The sequence below is a fragment of the Streptomyces sp. NPDC052236 genome, assembly GCF_044548015.1.
GTDB lineage: Bacteria > Actinomycetota > Actinomycetes > Streptomycetales > Streptomycetaceae > Streptomyces.
Map to the genome: position 1 here is coordinate 243,584 of NZ_JBIUBL010000001.1, position 18,743 is coordinate 262,326.

Here is an 18,743-nt window from a genome sequence, read left to right on the forward strand (position 1 = left end):
CCGTTCCCTCGGGGAACGTCCCGTCTCACCGCATCGAGTCGACGCAGCGCTCACCGACGAGGAGAGGACCGGCAGCCGTGTCTTCGCGTGTCCTCTACGCGGCCTGAACGAGGGCGTGAGCCCGCTCGTTGAAGTCGGCGACGAGGCGGTTCTTACCGAAGGGCTGCATGCGCCGCCGCAGGTCTTGCACTGCCTCGATGGCCCGCGTGCTCTTGACCTGTCCCGCCAGGGTCAGCGTCCGCAGGCCAGCCGCGTGCGCCGAGTCGAGGTCATGGCGCTGAAGGTGGGTGACCGCGAGGGCGGCCTGAGACATCGCGCCTCGCCGGGCGCGCTTCTGCGCATGGGCGTGCTCGATCGACCTCACGGCATGAGTCTCGGCCGCGCTGGAGTCTTCGAGGTCCCGGAAGGTCATTGCATGCTCGCCATGCAGGTATGCGGGGTCGATGAACTCGGCCCATGCCTGTTCCTCCTCGGGCCGGACCCGCTCGTACGCCTTCTCCGATTGGGCGACGGCACGGCTTGCGGCGGTCGCGTCGCCGAGCTTCGCCAAGGCCCGCGCTTCGAGGCACCACAGGTCGGCGAGACACGCAGGCGAGGTGGCCTTCGACAGCCCGTGTCGACCGGCCTGAGCGAGACGCCGCCCCTCTTGGGGGTCACCGAGGAGCGTCGCTTGATCGGCCATACCGGCAAGGACGTGCGCCCCGAGCGCGGCATTCTTGGATTCCTCGGCCAAGCGCAGTGACTGAATGAGGTAGCGCTGTGCGATGCCATGCTGTCCGGAGTCGTAAGCCATCCAGCCGAGAAGGTAGGTCTGCTCGGCGGCGGCCTCGCACAGGGCGCGGCGGACCTCTTCGGTGTGCGTCCGGCGAAGGAGCGGATAGACGTGTTGGCTCATGTACTCGGCCAGCACCAGCCGCCCCGAGCCTCCGCCCTGGAAGATGTCCATCCTCTGGAACGTCTCGAACATCGACTTGACGGCCGTCACGTCTTCGAGGCGCACGCGAGGCCCGGTAGTCGGCTCCTGGTCGAGGGTGTTCATCAGCCAGTCGCGCGAGGGTCCAACCCCGGCGACCGCAGCAAAGGGCGCGGCAGCTAGCAGCTTGCGTCGGTCCACGTCAGCTCTCCCCAGTTCGGCAACTGCTCTCACGGTAGCCGTGTACGAGGTGTCGTAGACGAGTGCGGCGTCTGCCCTTGTTCCGTCGCCGAAGCCGAGGTCATATGTGGTGACGCGGTAGCCGAAGTGGTCCGAGAACACGTCGGCGATGATGTCCGGCAGAGGAGTCCTCGGCTTCTCGCCTTCCATCCAAAACCGAATCCGCGTTACGTTCGGTGAAACATTCGGCTCGTTCCACTCTCGTGCCTTGGATTTGATGCGACGCGCCAGCTCCCCCCGGCTCATGCCAGCACGGGTGAGATGGTTCGCGAGTTGCTCGTTAGGCCTCTTCATCTCAAGGCCCTCCGGTTAACGCGGGCCGAAAGCGACACCTTTCGACACCCCTCTACACGGTACCCAACTCCCCACGCCAGGTGTTGCCTTGTCGTACCAAGTCACCCGGCCGGGACTGCTCACCTGCTACTCGGCGGCCGTAAAGGGGACGTGTCGTGACCTTCGAAGTACTGGGGTGATCCCCGTGTGTACACCAACGTCCGAGCCCAATGCCACGAGTGCGGACACCGGAACCCGAGCCTCGCAGCGATACACACGCTGCCTGCGCGTGACGGAGCGAACCCCCTCCGAACTGCGTCGGCTACTGCGCTTACTGCTGGAGACCGCTGGTCTGGAGCCGATCACCGACGACGTGCTGTTCGTGGTGTCGGAGCTCGTGACGAACGTGTGGAAGCACACGGATGGCCATTGCCACTTTGCTGTCCACACGAGCCAGCTCGGCGTACACATCCTCATTCGGGACTACTCCAGAGACCTGCCCATGGGGGGCGCGGTAAACCAGGACAACGAAAGCGGTCGCGGCATCCTCGCGGTTGATCAATTCGCCACGACCTACGCCGTACAGGAGCTTCCGGACGGGAAGATCGTGGCGGCTTTCCTGGCCGCCCCGAAGCAGGTGGAAGCCGACGTAGTTGATCAGGACAAGGGGGGTGCCTAATGCCCCGCGCTGTCCACCGGTTCGAGGACCGGAAGCCTTTCGGTTACGCCGAGAGGAGCGGCTGATGGCCAGACACGCCAAGCGGCGGATGTCCTTCTCCATCGTTCCCCGCGGACTCGCGCTGCGCGAGTCCACTACCACCGGAAGCCTGGCTCCGCCTGGGAGTACAGCCTTCTCGAACGCGGCTTCGCCGTGTCGGAGGAGGTCCAGCCGGACACCGTGCTCCTTCGGCGGTTCCTTGACGCGATGCGGCGTCAGCAGGTCGAGGAGTGCCGCGAAGGGCCAATGCCCATCACGGCCGAGGCAATCCGGCAGACGGCGGACTACGTACTCAGCGGCCACTTGGACGCGGCGCAGGACAGCGACCTCGACGCCACAATCCTCACGCTTCAGGGGCACCTCTCAGCCCTCGCGCAGGAAGCTGAGGCGCAGTTGGACACGGGGCGCGTTGTGGTCCGCGAAATGGTCAGCCGAGCGCGAGCCGTAGCCAACGAGGAGTGCCAACCGTGCCTGAAGGACGCCAGGCACGCCGCTCTGACGGCACGTGACCTCCTGGCCCTGCTGACCCCCGAGGGCTGGAGTGCCGACCCCACAGAACCGAAGGAACCGGCCAGTGCCTAGGAAGATGATCTCCAGACCGACCGTGACACCCTTCGTCGTTGCCTTGGACGACGAGCGGGCCGGGCCCGAGGAGGACCTGACGATCCAGTTCACTCCGACGCCACGACTCGCGTACAGGGTGCCGCAGCCCGGCGACCGTGACCGAGGCGGAGTGCTCTGGGCGCGCGTCGAGCGCACTTCCCGCAGGGGAAAGCCGATCTACGACGCGATGAACTCCGAGCGCCAGCGCGAGTGCATGTACGACCTGCTGTGCCAGGTGTGTGGGGAGCCCGCGAGCCGAAACGCATACGGCTGGCTCTTCCTGGACTGGCTGATGCCGCTGGACCCGCCGACGTGGCCGGAGGGTTCGCTCACCAACATGCCTCCGCTGTGCGAGAAGGATGCGCGGGTGGCGGTGGAGCAGTGCCCGCACTCTGACCGCTTCGTCCCGCTCCGCGTCAAGCTGCCTCGCCTCTGGGGTGTGTCCGGAGTTCACTACCGGTTGACCAAGGACGGCTGGCAAGCCGATGCCTCGATTCCCTGGATCAAGTACGGAGACGAAAGTCTGGACGCCGTGCTGGCCTCCCAGCTCATCCGCGAGCTGTGCAAAGTCACGGTCGTCGACATGCCGTGAGCACCGGCGGCTGCATCACCCCTGAAGCTCCCGGCCCCTCTCTCGTAACGCTCTGGGGAGAGGGGGGCCGGGTCTCATCTCAAGCAAAGGACAGCTAGGCCGTGGACGCATTCTGGAATCTGAGGCGCATTCGCTCGTTCATCGCGCTTGATCGCCAGTTGGAGCGGTACGACGCGTTCGCCGAGCTGCACTGCGACACGGATCGCCCCGTGGACCGCGTTACCGTCCGCATCTCTCTGTTCGGGTTGCGAGCCGAGGCCGAAGGGAAGACGGGGCTGGCCGCGCTCAACGTCATCCGCCGGGAGCACCCCGCAGCGGCCCACGTCGTCTACACGTACTTCACAGCAATGGCGATGCTGCTCGCCTTGGCCCTCGCCATCCTGAGCCTGTGGGGCAGGTGAGCCGGGTGGTAGCGCTGATCAGAAGGCGCACACCGGCGCCCCCGCTGTCCAACCGCGAGCGCAACATACAGCGACTCCTCAACCCTCCGCGCCCAACGCTGCTCGATCGGCTGCGCTCGGCCTGCTACGACGCGGAGGAGTGGTGGTGTCGACACGTGACCCAGCGGGAGCTGCACCGGCAACTCGACACCATGAGCAGAGCCTTCCGCGCACAGCATCCTCCCGAGTGGGACACCCAGGAGTTCGCAGAGAGGCCGCGTCGCCGCATCGCCGAAAGCGTGGCCCAGGAACGTACCCGTCCGTGAGGCACGCACGCCCGCCGTCTCAACGGCGGGCCCCTCAAGCCCCCTGCCTGATCACCGGAGCCACAGGAAGCCCCGCCACCCGGCGGGGAGGGCTCTGAGGTGACCGTGGCGGGGTGTCAGAGCCCGCCCCTGCTGTTACTGGAGGTCCCCCCGGCCTCAAGGACAGGTCGCAGCAGGGGCGGGCGCTTCAAACAATCAAGAGAAGGGGCCGCATTGTCAGCCCAAGAAGATGACAACGAGCTGTTCGACCTGGTCAGCGGTGTGGGTTCCGCAATCAACGCCAGCAAAAGCGAAGCCCTCCCTGACGAAGTGCGCGAAGTCATGGGAGACGTCGCGGAAGGTCTTGCGAGCAGGCTGCCCCGCCCGAACGAGGGCACGTAGCTCCGAGCGTCACCACCGCTCACTGAGTCCCCCGTCCGGCTGGAGGGATGTCTCCCTGTCGGCCGGACGGGCCCCGCGACCGTAAGTGCACCTGTCCCGCCCGAAGTCGAGTCAGGAGATCTCTCTTGGACGTCGTAGCGCTGCTCGGGCCCCCTGGCTCCGGGAAGAGCACCATGACCGCGGCCCTCAATACCGCCCGTGGTGACGTGCGTGTGTTCCGACTGCGGGAGTTCGCGCACCAACAGGCCCGCACAGACCGCGCTGTGGCTATGGCGTTGGTCAATAGCTGGGACCCCTTGGGATGGCTCCCCGACGGCTTGGCTACCGGGCTCGCTCGGCGCGCCCTGGAGGGTCACGTGTGCCACGGTGGCGTGCTGCTGATGGAGAGCTACCCCGGAATCCCAATCCAAGCCCTGTCCCTGCTGGAGGATTTGAAGCGACTCGGATGTGGGGGCGGGGTTATCGAACTGACCGCTCCCGAGCCGGTCCTGCTGCAAAGGATCCAGCGTCGGCTCGTCTGCCCGGTCTGCGATTCGCAACGACGGCGCCCTGCCCAGCCCCACCCCGAGCAGCCAGGCAACTGCCTCTCGTGCGGCGCAGACCTGGAGCGGCGCCCAAATGACGCGCTCCATGTGGCTGCCCGGAGGATAGCCCGCTACCAGCATTACGCCTCCCAGACCCGTGCTTCATGGGAGAGCGGCGGGCTCGTCTGGCGCACTGTCGACGCCGACCAGGACGAGCTGCTCGTCATCGCCGCAGCGCTCTCCGCATTTCGCTCGCTCGTAGGAGTCCCCTCCACCCCACCTTCATGAAAGGACATGCCTGCCCATGGCTGTTTCCTTACCGATGCCCAGCGTCGGCCCTCCATCGGACACGTACGGACATGCCCGCATGCCGGCCCCTGGCTCCGCCCCTGCACCGGAGAAGATCGACCGCATCGAGTACGGCCGGTTCCGGAACGTGTACGTCTACATCACTGAAGCCTGCCAACTGCGCTGCTCCGGCTGCTACATGGGCGAACGCCTGGAGCGGGCGCTGAAGATGCCGTTCGAGCAGATCGAGGCGACGCTCACCCGGTGGCGGCAGTTGGGCGGCTCCAAGCTGACCATCCTTGGCGGCGAGCCGACCCTGCACCCCCGCTACGAAGACACCATCAAGCTCGCCGGCGCCCTGGGCTACGAGCACGTGATCACTACCAGCAACGGTCTCGCCTCCGCAAACCGCAAGTTCCGGCGCCTCCCGCCCGCCGACTTCGCGTATGTGCAGATCAGCGTGGACGGCGGCAGCGCCGAGACGCACGACGCGGTACGCGGCGAGGGCAAGTTCGACGAGACCCTCGTGACCGTGAAGGAGTTGTGCGAGCGGGGTTTCGATACCCGCATCATCTGCACGGTCAGCAAGCGCAACGAACGCGACTGTCTCCAGCTGCTCGACCTCGCTGACGAGATCGGTGTCAGCCTGGTGAAGTATCACGTGCTGTCGGTGATCGGACGCGGGCACGGCAGTCCGGAGGACGGCATGGAGCCTCCGGAGTGGCTGGAGTTCTGCGATCGCCTGCACGCGGCGGCCCAGGGCTACCAGACTCGGGTCTGGTATCAGCCGACCTTCGCCCGCCGCTCCGAGATGCCGCGGTTCGAGGCCGAGGGCTACCGGGGCTGCGTCGGCCGCACCCTGGACCGCATCTCGATCTTCCCGGACGGGCGGGCGTATGTGTGCTCGTTCCTGTTCGACACCGACCTGCACTTCGCCGAGATGCGCGACGGCCGGATCGAGCTGAACAAGGGCGACAACGAGTTCGACCTGTTCACCGGCGCCCTGACCGCGCCCGGCTGCGGAAGCTGCAAGGCGCCGCGCTCGTGCATGGGCGGCTGCCCCGCAGAGCAGATCGTCGACGGCCGTTCCTCCTGCGCCGCCTACGACGACATCGTCCCGGTGTGCCGACTGTGGAAGTCGGTCCCGGCCAACTAGCCCTCGCAACCTCTGCTTTCCCGGTTTCGTTGCACGAGCGACCCCAAACGAAGGAGAACCCACCGTGTCCACCACCGAGCGCTACATGTCCTGCGTCGACCTGCACCTCGTCCTGCGGGACGACCAGGGCCGCGTCCTGCTGGGTGAACGGAAGAACACCGGCTACATGGACGGCGCATTCCACTTCATCGCCGGCCACCTGGAGGAAGGCGAGCCGGCCAGCCGGGGCGTGATCCGCGAGGCATTGGAAGAGGCCGGCATCGTCCCCGAGGACCACAAGCTCGTCCACGTCATGCACCACTACACCAACAGCGGCCGCATGGCGCTCTTCTACCAGGCCACCCGCTGGAACGGCGAGATCACCAACCGCGAGAAGGACAAGTGCGCCGGATGGCAGTGGTTTGCCCCCGACGCCCTGCCCAAGATGATCCCGTACGCCGCCGAGGCGCTGGAGCACATCAGCAAGGGCGTCTTGGACTCCGAGCGGGGCTGGGAACGACGATGACCCCTCGTCAGCCGCAGTGGGACCTTGCGTGCTTCAGCTATCTGGCGCATGCCCAGGTCTCCCATGTCAGCCGCTACCCGGCTGCCAACCAGGGCGCCGAGGTGGTTTGGACGTTCTCCTCGCTGGCCGGGGACGGGCCGATCGTGGCTCAAGCCTGTGCGGCGCGCGGTTTACGCACGGCGCTGGTCGCCAACCAGGTCGGACACGAGCCCACCGGGCGGCACGCCCGGCAGAGCCTCGACGCCGCCGGGGTGCACCGTGCCGGTTCCGGCTCGGCACCACGGCACACGCCACATCTGACCGTGATCACCGACGATGCGGGCACGCGTACCTGGTTCGCTGACCTCACCGACGCTTACGCCAGTCTCCACCAGGCCGACACCAGTCCCCTCGGGCAGGCACGGCTGGCCTACATCGACGGTTACACGGTCATCGCCGACGCGGCGGCCGACGCACTGCAGGCCGCGGCGACCGCGGGTGTGCCGGTGCTGCTGAACCTCGGCAGTGACCGGATCCACCCCAAACTCCAGCAGGCCGCCCAACAAGCCCATCTGTTCGCGGTGCAGACCAGCATGCCCGAGGTCCAGGCACGGGACGCACAGCAGACCGCGCGCAGCCTTCTGACGGAACTGGGCGCACACGCGGCGGTGGTCACCGTGGGGGCGCTGGGCGCCGTTGCCGTCACCCACACCAGCACACACCGCATACCCGCTCAGAAGGTCGACGTCGTTCACACGCACGGCGCCGGGGCAGCGTTCTCCGCCGGACTCGCCGCCGCCCACCTCGAAGGCCACGACCTGCCCGCCGCCCTGCACTTCGCATGCAAGGCGGGCACGGCCCACTGCACCACCGTCCCCGGTACCGACACCATCATTCGGGAGAGGACCGCATCGTGATCGGTGAGCTCACCAAGCCCCTGCACAACCTCAACTGGGACGACACACCCGCAGTCGAGGCCGCGACCAGCAACGTCCTTGCCACCCTCGCGGACGACGGAGACCTCCTCCGGCGCCTGGCCCACCTGGTGCCCCAGGACGAGCACCTCAGCCGCCTGTCCGAGCACTACGACATCCTCGACAAGCTTGTCCTGCACGACGACCCGGCCGGATGGCGCCTCCGCCTGCACGTCTTCCTTCCCGGCCACTTCGACCGCCCCCACAACCACCGCTGGACATACTCCTCGCGAATCCTGCGCGGCAGCTACCAGCACACTCTCTACGGCCTGGACGACATCTTGGACGAAGGCATGGAGGTGGCCGCGCTCCAGCCGTACATGGTCCGCACCGAGACGGCCGGCGACTCCTACACGCTGCACCACCGGATGATCCATGCGGCCGTCGCCGAGCCCCACACCGTCACCCTCATCGTGCGCGGCCCTGCGCTCAAGGACGGATTCCTGGTCAGCGACCGGGACACAGGCAAGGCATGGTGGCAGTACGGCGCCGCAAAGGAGTCGCGGAACGAGGCCGAGAAGAAGCGGATGAGTCAGGCACGGGTCAACCAAGTGCTCAGCGACCTCGCCGAGCAAGGCATCATCTGACCCTGCCGCCTCGCGTGTGCCCCCGGGACTGCCCTCCCCTCCCCGGGGGCACACCTATCACCTACTACGCCGATCCCATCACCGCAGTCACAGCCGCAGCCGCGATAAGATAAAGGGACTGTCCCCTTCGCAGCCTGGTCGACACCCAGCCCCCGGTCCGCGCCGACGTCAAAGCCTGCGCCGCGGCTACCCCCAACCCGGCAATGCGCTGATCGCTCCCGCGAACTACACCCAAGGACCGCACCGGCCTCCCCCCGGCCCTTCCCGCAATTGTGGGTAGCTCACCGCCCGTCGGTAAGGGCGCGCTTTGGCCACGGTTTGCCGAGATGCAGCAACTCCGAAGAGTGATAGGGGCTTTCGGCCCTGGTCGCGCAGGGCGGTCGCCATGACACTGTGTTCATGACCTCATGGGTGGCAATTGACTTCGAGACGGCGAACGAGCACCGCGGCAGCCCGTGCTCCGTCGGTATGGCAGTGGTCGAACAGGGTCGCGTCGTGCGCTCGTGGAGCACGCTCATCCAGCCGCCGACAGTGCTCGGCCATTTCAACCCGTACAACGTGCGGGTCCACGGCATCACGGCGGACGATGTCGCCACCGCGCCAAGGTGGAAGGCGGCATTGGCCGACATCCTCTCGTTCGCGGACGGGCGTCCACTGGTTGCCCACAACGCAGGCTTCGATCTGAGCGTCATCCGGGCCGCCTGCGACGCCGAGGGAATCACCTGGCCGGAGCTTCGGTACTCCTGCTCTCAGGTCGTCGCTCGACGCACCTGGAAGCTACTTTCCTACGGCCTTCCGCACTGTATGGACGCCGCCGGGCTCGATTTCACCGACCACCACAACGCCGAAGCCGATTCCCGCGCAGCAGCCCAGGTCATGCAGGCGGCGATGCAGGAGGCGGGTGTGTCCTCCCTCGACGACCTGCTCACCAAGCACCGGATCCGATGGGGCTCCATGACTCCCGACGGACAGTGGCAGGGCAGCCAGTACCTGGGGGCAGACGGACGAGAACGCAAGCCGGTCCCCGGGGCCAACCCCGATGCCGACCCCGAAGGCGCGCTGTACGGATTGACGGTCTGCCTCACCGGCACACTCGCGTCGATGAAGCGGGAGGAGGCATTCGCCCGCCTCGCCGACGCCGGCGCCCAGCCGACGAAGAGCATGACCAAGAAGACCGACGTCCTAGTACGGCAGCCGTACTTCGTGATCATGGCCGAGGCGGCCGGGAACAGGGCGGCCACCGCGTGATCTTGAGTCTGTTGTGGACAAAACTTCAGATCTTGCGGTGGCCGCAGGCCACAGCGTAGACCCGGCGCGGTGGCAGCAGGTCAGTGACCAGGTGATCGCAGCGTTCGCGGGCCGGTTCGCCCGGGTGGAACCGCGGCGGGCTGCGGCCGTGTTCGTCACCGGGCTGCTCGCGGGCCTGGAGATCAAGACGAGCTGGCAGTTGGCCGAGCAGGCCGGGCATTCACGGCCGGACAAGATGCAACGGCTGCTCTATCGGGCGAAATGGGACGCCGACGCCGTACGGGACGACGTGCGGCAGGTCGTCGTGGACTCACTCGGTGACCCCGACGGGGTCCTCGTGGTCGACGAGACCGGTGACCTGAAGAAGGGAAAGCACACCGTCGGGGTCCAGCGCCAGTACACCGGGACCGCGGGCCGGATCGAGAACGCCCAGGTCGGGGTGTTCCTGACCTACGCGAGCCGGCGGGGGCACACCCTGATCGACCGTCGGGTGTACCTGCCCGAGTCCTGGACGAGCGACCGCGAGCGGTGCGAGCAGGCCGGCGTCCCGGACGACATCGCGTTCGCCACCCGTTCGCAGCTGGCCGAGGACATGATCACCGCAGCGGTCGCCGCGCACATCCCGGCCCGGTGGGCGGCTGCGGACGAGGCCTACGGCAACAACACCCGGCTACGCGGCGAGCTGCGCAAACTACGTCTGGGCTACGTGCTGGCCGTCTCCCGCGACCACCTGCTGCCACTGGACGGCGGTAAGACCCGCCGCCGCGCCGACCTGATCACCGTCGACCTGCCCGCCTGGGCGTGGACCCGGCGCAGCGCCGGGCCCGGGTCGAAAGGGCCCCGCTACTACGACTGGGCCTGGCTCGCCGACGTCGGCGCTGACGGTGACCCGGACGACGACGGTCGGCACAGCGTGCTGATCCGCCGCAACAACACGACCGGTGAGCTGGCGTTCTACCGGTGCTGGGCACCCGGCCCGGTCACCCTGGCCCAACTCGTGCGCATCGCTGGTATTCGATGGACGGTGGAGGAGAGCTTCCAAGCCGGCAAGGGGCAGGTCGGTCTCGACCAGCACCAGGTCCGCCGCTGGAACTCCTGGCACCGGTTCACCACCCTCGCTCTGGCCGCCCTGGCCATCCTCGCGATCTGCGCCGCCGAAACCACCAGCACCGAGCAGACCGAAGACCAGGACATGATCCGGCTGACCGTCAACGAGATCCGCCGCCTGATCAACGTCTTCCGCGACCAGCCCGCACGCAGCACCAGCTACCGTTTGCACTGGTCAGGATGGCGCCGGCAACACCAAGCCCGAGCCAAACGAGCCCATTACGCCCGCCGCCTCACCCTCGAACTTCAACCATGATCACGAATGGCGGCTGCCGTACAACCACTCTGACGGCCCCACGCGCGCTCATGGTCACTCAGCCGGGTGGCAGCTTGGCGCGCCGGGCCAGCGGCAGTCCCGTCGCGGACGGCTGAAGCGCGTACTGAGCCGCGTCCAGCGACACGATGGCGAGGCCAGCTCCCAAGATCTGAATCTGCGAGGCAGGCGCGGCGTAGCCGGGCGACAAGGATACCCGGATAAGGGCACCTGGTGGGGCGGGGGGACGTACCGAGGACAGTCAACGGTGCCCACGTTTACCCCCCGAAAACCTCTGCCAAGGGTCGACTTTCAGTGACAAGAGATGATCAGTCGAAGGTCATGTCTGTGCAGGTCAACGACCGACTGCAACAAGTGATGACAGGCCAAGATTCGTCACGTTCGGTAACAGGATGTCGTCGGTTCGATTCCGACCGAGGGCTCCACCAAAAGGCCCTGTCCCAGCCTCGCCGGCGCAGTCGTGCCGCCGGCGAGGCTGGGCTCACACTGACTAGCGAGGCAGCTGGCCGACCTTGTCCACGACGCCGCGCTTCAGCACGGCCGTCGTGCCGGTCAACATGCCGGCCTTGCCCCACTCCATGTCCTTCACCAGGTAGGACCGCTCGCCGAGGAAGGCGAACGTGCGGGCATCGAAGATCCACACATGCCGCTCGCCCTTCTGGTCGGTGCGGCCGACCGCCACCCCGTGCCGGCCGGCCGCGTCGACCGAATCCTTCACCCGCTGCACGCCGGGAATCTTGGCGGCCACGCGGTACAGCGCCGCGGTCACCTCGGGCGACAGGAGGCTTTCGCTCACCGCGCCGCCGATGTACTGGAACGCGTTGGCGTCCTGGCCCGCGCCGTTCTTGCTGAAGACCTTCCCCTCCTTGTAGACCCGCTTCAGCAGCGCGTCCGGATCCGTCGGCAGGTTCGCGTATGCGCTGTTGGGCGTCACGTCGGGGATGCGGACCATCTTGCCGTTTTCGCGGAACTGGGCGGTGACGCCTTTCGACTGCGGCAGCCAGATCTCCCGATCGTGCACCGCATCGAGCCTCGCGGAGCCCCGCCCCTTCGGCTGGCCCGCGAAAGCCACCTTGCTGTGTACGTAGACGAACTTGTCGGCGCCGACCGTGGTGCCCGGCTGGGCGGCCGCGGTGAACGCGATCCGTTCGAGCAGCGGGCCGGCGTCGTCACCGGAATCGCTGGCCACCGTGGGCGCGGTGGCATTCGAAGCATCGTTTGCCTTCGGCCCGGTCAGGGTCACGGCGCCGATCGCGACCGCGGCGACGGCGACGGCGGTGGCCGGCGCGATGATCAGCGCCCACCGGCGGCGGGCGGCGGTGCGCTGCGGTGCCTCAGTGATCGTCTGCATGAAAACGTCCTTCAACTCGCGGTGGCGGTCGGCGGACAGGTCGGAAACCGTTGGCGCCGGCAATGGCTCTCGTCCGGGCATCTCGTTCATCGGGTCTCCTCCTGATGCGACCGGGCCGCTTTGATGCGGCCACCCTGTACCTGTCCGCGCCGCGGCGCGAGTTCCATCTCGGTCAGATCGCGCAACCGTGCCCGGGCCCGGCTGAGCCGGGACCGGATCGTGCCGATCGGCACGCCGAGCGCCTCCGCGGCCTGGGCGTATTCCAATCCGGACCACACGCAGAGCATGAACACCTCCCGGTCGGCCGGACGCAGCCGCTTCAGCGCCGCGACCGCCGCGGTCAGCCTGTCGGCGTCGCGCATCCGGTCGGTCACCTCGTCGGCGAGGTCCGGCACCGTCTCGATCCGCAGGCGGCTCAGCGCGGCACTGTGCCGCCGGGCGGCGCGGCGCGTGTTGCGCAGCACGTTGGTGGCGATGCCGAGGAGCCACGGCAGGACGCTGTCGCCGTCCGGACGGACGCTCTCCCGCAGCCGCCACGCCTCGAAGAACGTCAGCGACACCACGTCCTCGGCCGTAGCCCAAGATCCGGTTGCACGGACGACATGCCGATGGACCTGGCCGGCGTGCTCGTCGAAGACCTGCCCGAACGCCGCGGGATCGCCGGCTCGGAGGCGGGCGCGAAGGGTGTGTGTCATGCCTCTTCCTGTCCGCTCGGGCGAACAAGTTCCCAGCTATTGAATCTTTCCCGACCCGATCTTGCCGGTGGCGATCACCTCACCCCGGCCCAGCGACCGACCGGCTGAGCGCCTCCACCGGCATCGAGGAGGACAAGGCCGCCTCCACCGTTCTGCCGGGGCCGCACCAGCCTAGGGTGGCGCCATGCGCATCGAGCGAGTCGTGGACGCCGCAGCCGTACACCTCGCGGCCGATCTGTTCGACGGGCCGCCGCTGGCGGTCCCGACCGCGCAGTTCCTCGCGCAGCCCGGCCACCATCTGCTCTTCACCTATCACGGCGAGCGGGCGGTAGGCATGATCTCCGGGGTGGAGACCACCCATCCAGACAAGCACCAGGTCCGCCGCTGGAACTCCTGGCACCGGTTCACCACCCTCGCTCTGGCCGCCCTGGCCATCCTCGCGATCTGCGCCGCCGAAGCCACCAGCACCGAGCAGACCGAAGACCAGGACATGATCCGGCTGACCGTCAACGAGATCCGCCGCCTGATCAACGTCTTCCGCGACCAGCCCGCACGCAGCACCAGCTACCGTTTGCACTGGTCAGGATGGCGCCGGCAACACCAAGCCCGAGCCAAACGAGCCCATTACGCCCGCCGCCTCACCCTCGAACTTCAACCATGATCACGAATGGCGGCTGCCGTACTAGTCTCGGCGGAACAGACGCAGCTCAAGCCCGGCGACGTCCTGAGCGGCAAGAGCAAGCAGGCACAGGCCCTGCTCGCTGCCGGGAAGGACATCGAGATCATGGACGAGGACGAGTTCCTCCGCCGCCTCGGCCCGTGACCTCACGCATGGACCCAAGAAGGCCGGCCTGCAGTCCTACGCTCTGGCGCGAGCCGGTCAACGGGAGAATCTCCGGGCCCATTGCTCATACGGTGCGGTGCGGGCTCTGGCCTGCTGACGTGGCAGATCATGATCGAGGTGAGGCGCATGACCAGCCCAGCACGCACCAACAGATACGAGTGGTTCTGCGTCCAATGCGGCGAAACGGTGGCTGCTGAGGCCGACCGCCACCCACGCTGCCGATCGAGGTCCGAGTGCTGATAGATCAGCGCGCCCCGCTCGGTCGACTGCCCGGCCCGCACCATCGTGTCCTTCAGCGTGGCTCCGGGATGGGTCGTGAGGGTGTGTCCGTGGCCTGGTCGATCATGCGCGAGGGCGAACGGCTCTTAGCGATCCTCCGCGTGGACAAGGGGACACGGGAGATGCCCGGCGGAGTGCTGGAGTTGGAGGAGTCCCCAAGTAGGGAGTCAACCGCGAGGTCTGGGAAGAGACCGGCATCCACGTTGAGGTCGACCACCTCACGGGCGTCTACAAGAACACAGCCAGGGGCGTCGTCGCCAGCGTCTTCAGTGCAAGTCTTCCGGAGGCACCGAGCGCACGTCCGCAGAATCGACGGTAGTCGGCCCCGGAACTGATCACGAGCGTATGTCCGAGGTCTATCCAATCCGCCTGCTGGACGCCCTCGACGCGGTCGACCGTACGGAGCCACGACGGCAAGCACCTGTTTCCCACACGGTAGAACCTTCCCTACTTCGTCAAGGCACCCGGCTCTGGCTGCCCCCGCGCTCCTGCCTCCGGCCCGCTCGGCGCTGCCGCCGCCGACACGCGCCCGCAGTGGATAGGCCGAAGGGCATGAGTCGAGACCGATCCGCGGGCCCAAACGCATGCCTCCGGCGGGGGCACTCAGACTCCGGGATGGGAGGGCCGCCGTTCGCGTACAGTGGTGGGCTGAGAGGATGTATGCCTGCCCTAATTGAGCATGTCCCCGTGGGCCTCAAGGGTCTTAACGAGTTCATGAGTAATCTGACGCACTGAAATCGCCGCAACGTTCCCGTCGAGTGGAAGAAAATCTCCGGTGACGTTGGAGATGTACCCCAATCCGTTCTGCTTGGCTAGGTTTTCATAGGCCGAGTTCAAGTTCGGGTCGACATGTGCCCCACCTTCCTTATTAGCCATGACCAACACGAACTTCTTGCGCGACCAAAGTGCGCCGTCAGCGTCTCGGGTGTGCTCTTCCGTCCACCAGGAGGAGAAGGGCGCAGGCAGGTGGATGCGTGACGGTGACAGCGGAACGACGTCGAGTGGGGCGAAGTAATCAGCTCCGACACCTTGAGTCATCCTCATAAGAACCAGCCCCGGCCCAACTGGCAACAGGTTTAGGGGGTTAATTCGAAGTGCCGTATCCACGTATGCCATCTGCTCTTTCACACCAATCTGGTCAAGTAGTGAATGGCTGTTTGTGGTGTTGTGAAGGAGGACGCGAATTGTCACAGCAAGGCGCTTCGCTTCGGCTTCAAAGCCTGCATCGAACGAGGCCGCCGACGCCTTCAGAAATCCGATGGGAGGAAGTCCGCGAGCGCCTCGGGTGGTACGCCGGTGGTGAAGTACGCGTTCCACTCCGTCATGGCGCTGGAGGGGAGCGGGCGGGCGGAGATCTGCCAGGCCACGGGCAGTCCGCCGAGTTCGAACGGATAGGCCGCGAGTATCCACTCGGCGCCGCGCAGTTCGTCCGGGCTCACGTACAGCAGGGTGTTGCGGGCGGTTGGCCACATGCGCCAGGCCATGCCGGTGAGGGTGTCGCCGATCCGGTCGGCGAGAGCGCCGTCGTCACCGGCCAGGTGACGCGGGGTGACCCAGTACACCTGGTCCGGAGAGTCGGGAAGGGAGGGATCGACGGGGTGGTGCGGGTGCAGGGATGCCTCCGTAGGCTCGGGGTGGTTACTGGCCGCCGTTGCTCGCTCGGACCGTGCGGCTTCGGCGGCGCGGGGGCGCCACGGTCGGCTCCTGCCAGGCGAGCCGGACAGCAGCCCCAGGCTGAACTGGGGCTCTCCGGGCAGTCGTCTACGTTGACATGCCTCAGCAGGCGTACACCAGCCCTTCCGGGATCTTTCCCGTCTGCCCCCAGCGAATCTGTCCGTCGGGGCCGGCTGTGGGATCTCACGAACCGTGTCCTAATCTCACGGCCGATGTCATATCGGCGGCCAGTCCTGAGACTGCGCAGGTCAGCGCCGTTCACGCACTGTCCGTCTCCAAGGATTCGGACACGGCCGTGAGACTGAGCGGCCGGACACGGCGCGAGACACCGCGAGAAGCCCGAGGTCACAGCGCTGCCGTAGGACACGAGCGGCAAGACCCTACACCGGCTGTGGGATCTCAGATCGGCCGGCCGAATCTCACGGCCGGTGGCCATTGCGTGGCCGATCGGCCACGGAACTGAGACTGGCTGGGCAGCCTGTTCACTCGTTGGAGTGAGCCACACGTGGGACAGGTCCTCCATGGACAGTGTCTTGGTGGCGCGGCCTTTCTGCCACTGGTCCGTGCTGGGGGTACGCATGAACCTTTCTTGCTGTCACGGTCAGTGTTCGTCGTCGAGATGACGCAGCTGTTGAGGGCCTGGGGTGGTCAGCTGCTTCGCTTGACCTGTTGCGCTCGGCCGCTCCGTGGTGGACGCCCCGCCGGTTGCGAGCCGCTGTGTGATCCGGTCGAACAAGTCCGTCAGTGGCGCACCGACGTCCTGGCCGAACTCAGTCAGCCCGTAGGTGACTTGGGGTGGCGTCGTCGGCTCGACCTTCCGCCAGACCAGGTCGTCCTGGACCAGTGCGCGCAGTGTCTGAGCGAGCATCTTCTCGCTGATGCCCTGGATGCTGTCGCGCAGCTCGTAAAACCGAAGGTCGGTGCTCCGCAAGGAGATCAGCACCCAGATACCCCACCTGCTGGTCACGTGGTCGACCACGTCGCGCGCAGGGCAGTCGGTGTGAAACACCTCATACGGACTGCCCGCCTCGGCCTGCGTCACCTGCGCACCTTCCCTCATATCCGGAGCTTACCTCTGGGTATGTTCTTACGAAAAGTAAGCCTGCCTCCTAGCGTCAATTTCCGCAGTGCACAACGGACCAGGAGCTGAACATGATCGTGGTGACCGGAGCTACCGGGAATGTGGGCCGGCCTTTGACGCAGGCCCTGGCCAACGCGGGCGAGCAGGTGACGGCGGTGTCACGGCACGCGGCGGCAATGCCGGACGGGGTCCGGCACGTGCCGGCTGACTTGGCCGAGCCGCAGGGCCTCACCCCCGCTTTGGACGGGGCGAAGGCGCTGTTCCTCCTGCTGTCCGGCGACCTGCACGCCCCCGAAGCCAGGCCGACCGACATTATCGACCTGGCCGCTGCCAGCGGGGTCCGCCGAGTCGTCCTGCTGTCTTCACAGGGCGTGGCGACCAGGCCGCTCGGCTCGTCGCGGATCGCGATGCGCGCGGTGGAGGACGCGTTGAGAGAGTCCGGCCTGGACTGGGCCGTGCTACGACCGGGCGGCTTCGCCTCCAACGCCTTGGCGTGGGCGGAGTCCGTCCGCACGCAAGGGACGGTCGCCGCACCCTTCGGCGATGTCGGGGTTCCGATCGTCGACCCGGCGGACATCGCCGAGGTCGCGGCGGCCTGCCTGCTGGACGACCGGCACACCGGTGGAATCTTCGAGCTGACCGGGCCCGAGGTGATCACGCCCCGTCAGCAGGCGGAGGCCATCGCCGCCGCGCTCGGCTCGCCGGTGCGGTTCCACGAACTCACCCGTGAGGAGGCCAAGGCCGCGATGACCCGGTTCGTGCCGCCGGAGCTCGCCGACGACACCCTGGACATCATCTCCGCCCCGAGCCCCGCCGAACTGCGGATCAGCTCGGACGTGGAACGAGTCCTCGGTCGCGCTCCGCGCCGTTTCAACGACTGGGTCGCCCATAACATCGCCGCTTTTCGCTGAGGCACAACTCAGCTGAAGCGCCCGGGCAGCCCCGTGCGACTACGGCCGCACGGGGCTGCCCCATAGCGTCACCGCCCACCACCATCCAAAACTCAAGAGCCGGAGCGACCTGACAGGGTCCTACTGGTCTCCTGCGCCGGAGATCCGTTGGCAGGAGCGGGCGAGGGAGTCGAAGATCTCTTCGGCTGTTTCGGTCCAGGTGAACGGGGTCGCGTTCTCGTTCCACCGGCTTTGCCCAGGCGTGCGGACGTCAGATTCCAGGGAGAGGGGCGATGTCCTGTGGGTGGCCTCCTGCGGGCCAGCCGCCTGCTACTCGTGGCCGGTCCGGGGATTCGGACGCAACGGTGAGACTGGCCGGCTTGGACACGGCGTGGGACACCGGGGCCAGCCGCAGCTCACAGCCTCTGAACAGGACACGAACCGCGAGAACCTACACCGGCGCCTTGGCGCTACCGGGCGAGAAGGGCGCTTACGGTCTTGCCGCCGGGCATCCGGCGGGCCACCGCGGTGGCGCGGGCGAGGCGGATGACCATGGGCCAGCCGAAGCCTCCGGTGCCACCGTTCAGGTCGGGGGTACGCATGTGCGGCGCCTGCGGGCTGCGGTCATGCACGGCCACCTCGATGCTGTCCGGGTGCGCGGTCAGGGTCCAGGGTGCAGGTGCCGCCGCCGTGGCGTAGAGCGTTGGTGACGAGCTCCGAGACGACCAGGACCACGGTGTCCCTCGGGGAACAAACAGCGCGTTCCTTCGGGGAACAGACAGCGCGTTCCCTCGGGGAACGTCCCGTCTCACCGCATCGAGTCGACGCAGGCCAGCGGACGGGAGCGAGCGGACCGCTCAG

General features: G+C 67.2%; 20 protein-coding genes and 3 pseudogenes. 15 read left to right on the forward strand and 8 right to left on the reverse strand.

Annotated features, from left to right (window positions below; translation table 11 throughout):
• Positions 1–94 precede the first annotated feature (94 nt).
• Complete coding sequence (locus ACIHCQ_RS01120; RefSeq protein ID WP_399656529.1) at positions 95–1,447, reverse strand: transcriptional regulator; 1,353 nt, start codon at positions 1,445–1,447, stop codon at positions 95–97.
• 268 nt (positions 1,448–1,715) lie between these two features.
• Between ACIHCQ_RS01120 and ACIHCQ_RS01125 the strand changes: the two genes are divergently transcribed.
• From ACIHCQ_RS01125 to ACIHCQ_RS01175, 11 genes are all read left to right on the forward strand, one after another.
• Positions 1,716–2,105, forward strand: coding sequence for an ATP-binding protein (locus ACIHCQ_RS01125; RefSeq protein ID WP_399656531.1), 390 nt, complete (start codon positions 1,716–1,718; stop codon positions 2,103–2,105).
• Positions 2,106–2,297: 192 nt separating this feature from the next.
• Entirely contained in the window at positions 2,298–2,726 is a 429-nt protein-coding gene (locus ACIHCQ_RS01130; RefSeq protein ID WP_399656533.1) for a DUF6415 family natural product biosynthesis protein, read from the forward strand.
• 22 nt (positions 2,727–2,748) lie between these two features.
• Positions 2,749–3,339 carry a hypothetical protein gene (locus ACIHCQ_RS01135; RefSeq protein WP_399656535.1) on the forward strand — a complete coding sequence of 197 codons (591 nt, stop codon included), beginning with the start codon at positions 2,749–2,751 and terminating at the stop codon, positions 3,337–3,339.
• A 101-nt stretch (positions 3,340–3,440) separates the two neighbouring features.
• On the forward strand, positions 3,441–3,740 hold the full coding sequence (locus ACIHCQ_RS01140; protein WP_399656537.1) for a hypothetical protein: 300 nt from the start codon (positions 3,441–3,443) through the stop codon (positions 3,738–3,740).
• Positions 3,741–5,058: 1,318 nt separating this feature from the next.
• Positions 5,059–5,238, forward strand: coding sequence for a hypothetical protein (locus ACIHCQ_RS01145; protein ID WP_399656539.1), 180 nt, complete (start codon positions 5,059–5,061; stop codon positions 5,236–5,238).
• A 79-nt stretch (positions 5,239–5,317) separates the two neighbouring features.
• Positions 5,318–6,394: a radical SAM protein gene (locus ACIHCQ_RS01150; protein ID WP_399656541.1), complete on the forward strand. Its 1,077-nt coding sequence runs from the start codon at positions 5,318–5,320 to the stop codon at positions 6,392–6,394.
• 64 nt (positions 6,395–6,458) lie between these two features.
• Entirely contained in the window at positions 6,459–6,899 is a 441-nt protein-coding gene (locus ACIHCQ_RS01155; RefSeq protein ID WP_399656543.1) for an NUDIX domain-containing protein, read from the forward strand.
• Positions 6,896–7,795, forward strand: coding sequence for a carbohydrate kinase family protein (locus ACIHCQ_RS01160; RefSeq protein WP_399656545.1), 900 nt, complete (start codon positions 6,896–6,898; stop codon positions 7,793–7,795). The genes ACIHCQ_RS01155 and ACIHCQ_RS01160 overlap by 4 nt, the downstream gene beginning before the upstream one ends.
• Positions 7,792–8,439: a hypothetical protein gene (locus tag ACIHCQ_RS01165; protein ID WP_399656547.1), complete on the forward strand. Its 648-nt coding sequence runs from the start codon at positions 7,792–7,794 to the stop codon at positions 8,437–8,439. Before ACIHCQ_RS01160 ends, ACIHCQ_RS01165 begins: the two co-directional genes overlap by 4 nt.
• A gap of 399 nt (positions 8,440–8,838) precedes the next feature.
• A complete protein-coding gene (locus ACIHCQ_RS01170) occupies positions 8,839–9,687 on the forward strand; it encodes an exonuclease domain-containing protein (RefSeq protein WP_399656549.1) in 849 nt (282 codons plus the stop codon).
• Positions 9,688–9,781: 94 nt separating this feature from the next.
• Entirely contained in the window at positions 9,782–11,050 is a 1,269-nt protein-coding gene (locus ACIHCQ_RS01175; RefSeq protein ID WP_399657541.1) for an IS701 family transposase, read from the forward strand.
• A 508-nt stretch (positions 11,051–11,558) separates the two neighbouring features.
• On the opposite strand, the gene ACIHCQ_RS01180 is transcribed toward ACIHCQ_RS01175, so the two are convergent.
• Together ACIHCQ_RS01180 and ACIHCQ_RS01185 are read right to left on the reverse strand one after the other, a co-directional pair.
• Positions 11,559–12,509 (reverse strand): CU044_5270 family protein, encoded by a 951-nt coding sequence (locus tag ACIHCQ_RS01180; RefSeq protein ID WP_399656551.1) that lies wholly within the window; start codon positions 12,507–12,509, stop codon positions 11,559–11,561.
• Positions 12,506–13,114, reverse strand: coding sequence for an RNA polymerase sigma factor (locus ACIHCQ_RS01185; RefSeq protein WP_399656553.1), 609 nt, complete (start codon positions 13,112–13,114; stop codon positions 12,506–12,508). Before ACIHCQ_RS01185 ends, ACIHCQ_RS01180 begins: the two co-directional genes overlap by 4 nt.
• Positions 13,115–13,298: 184 nt before the next feature.
• Here ACIHCQ_RS01185 and ACIHCQ_RS01190 point away from each other — a divergent pair, with 184 nt between their 5' ends.
• The gene (locus tag ACIHCQ_RS01190; protein WP_399656555.1) at positions 13,299–13,775 is read left to right on the forward strand and encodes a hypothetical protein; all 477 of its coding nucleotides are present in this window, start codon (positions 13,299–13,301) and stop codon (positions 13,773–13,775) included.
• A gap of 6 nt (positions 13,776–13,781) precedes the next feature.
• Positions 13,782–13,937: a hypothetical protein gene (locus ACIHCQ_RS01195; RefSeq protein ID WP_399656557.1), complete on the forward strand. Its 156-nt coding sequence runs from the start codon at positions 13,782–13,784 to the stop codon at positions 13,935–13,937.
• 233 nt (positions 13,938–14,170) lie between these two features.
• Here the strand turns inward: ACIHCQ_RS01195 and ACIHCQ_RS01200 are convergent.
• A pseudogene (locus tag ACIHCQ_RS01200) lies at positions 14,171–14,287 on the reverse strand (site-specific integrase); the annotation flags it as partial.
• 15 nt (positions 14,288–14,302) lie between these two features.
• Here ACIHCQ_RS01200 and ACIHCQ_RS01205 point away from each other — a divergent pair.
• Positions 14,303–14,676, forward strand: a pseudogene (locus ACIHCQ_RS01205) (NUDIX hydrolase).
• Between the two features lie 230 nt (positions 14,677–14,906).
• On the opposite strand, the gene ACIHCQ_RS01210 reads toward ACIHCQ_RS01205, so the two are convergent.
• The 3 genes from ACIHCQ_RS01210 to ACIHCQ_RS01220 all read right to left on the reverse strand — a co-directional run bounded on the left by ACIHCQ_RS01210 (position 14,907) and on the right by ACIHCQ_RS01220 (position 16,971).
• Complete coding sequence (locus ACIHCQ_RS01210) at positions 14,907–15,554, reverse strand: hypothetical protein (protein WP_399656559.1); 648 nt, start codon at positions 15,552–15,554, stop codon at positions 14,907–14,909.
• Positions 15,485–15,799, reverse strand: a complete 315-nt coding sequence (locus tag ACIHCQ_RS01215; RefSeq protein WP_399656561.1) for a DUF317 domain-containing protein — start codon at positions 15,797–15,799, stop codon at positions 15,485–15,487. Before ACIHCQ_RS01215 ends, ACIHCQ_RS01210 begins: the two co-directional genes overlap by 70 nt.
• A gap of 713 nt (positions 15,800–16,512) precedes the next feature.
• Complete coding sequence (locus ACIHCQ_RS01220) at positions 16,513–16,971, reverse strand: winged helix-turn-helix transcriptional regulator (RefSeq protein ID WP_399656563.1); 459 nt, start codon at positions 16,969–16,971, stop codon at positions 16,513–16,515.
• A 92-nt stretch (positions 16,972–17,063) separates the two neighbouring features.
• Here ACIHCQ_RS01220 and ACIHCQ_RS01225 point away from each other — a divergent pair, with 92 nt between their 5' ends.
• Positions 17,064–17,903: an SDR family oxidoreductase gene (locus tag ACIHCQ_RS01225; RefSeq protein WP_399656565.1), complete on the forward strand. Its 840-nt coding sequence runs from the start codon at positions 17,064–17,066 to the stop codon at positions 17,901–17,903.
• Positions 17,904–18,352: 449 nt separating this feature from the next.
• On the opposite strand, the pseudogene ACIHCQ_RS01230 reads toward ACIHCQ_RS01225, so the two are convergent.
• A pseudogene (locus tag ACIHCQ_RS01230) lies at positions 18,353–18,743 on the reverse strand (ATP-binding protein).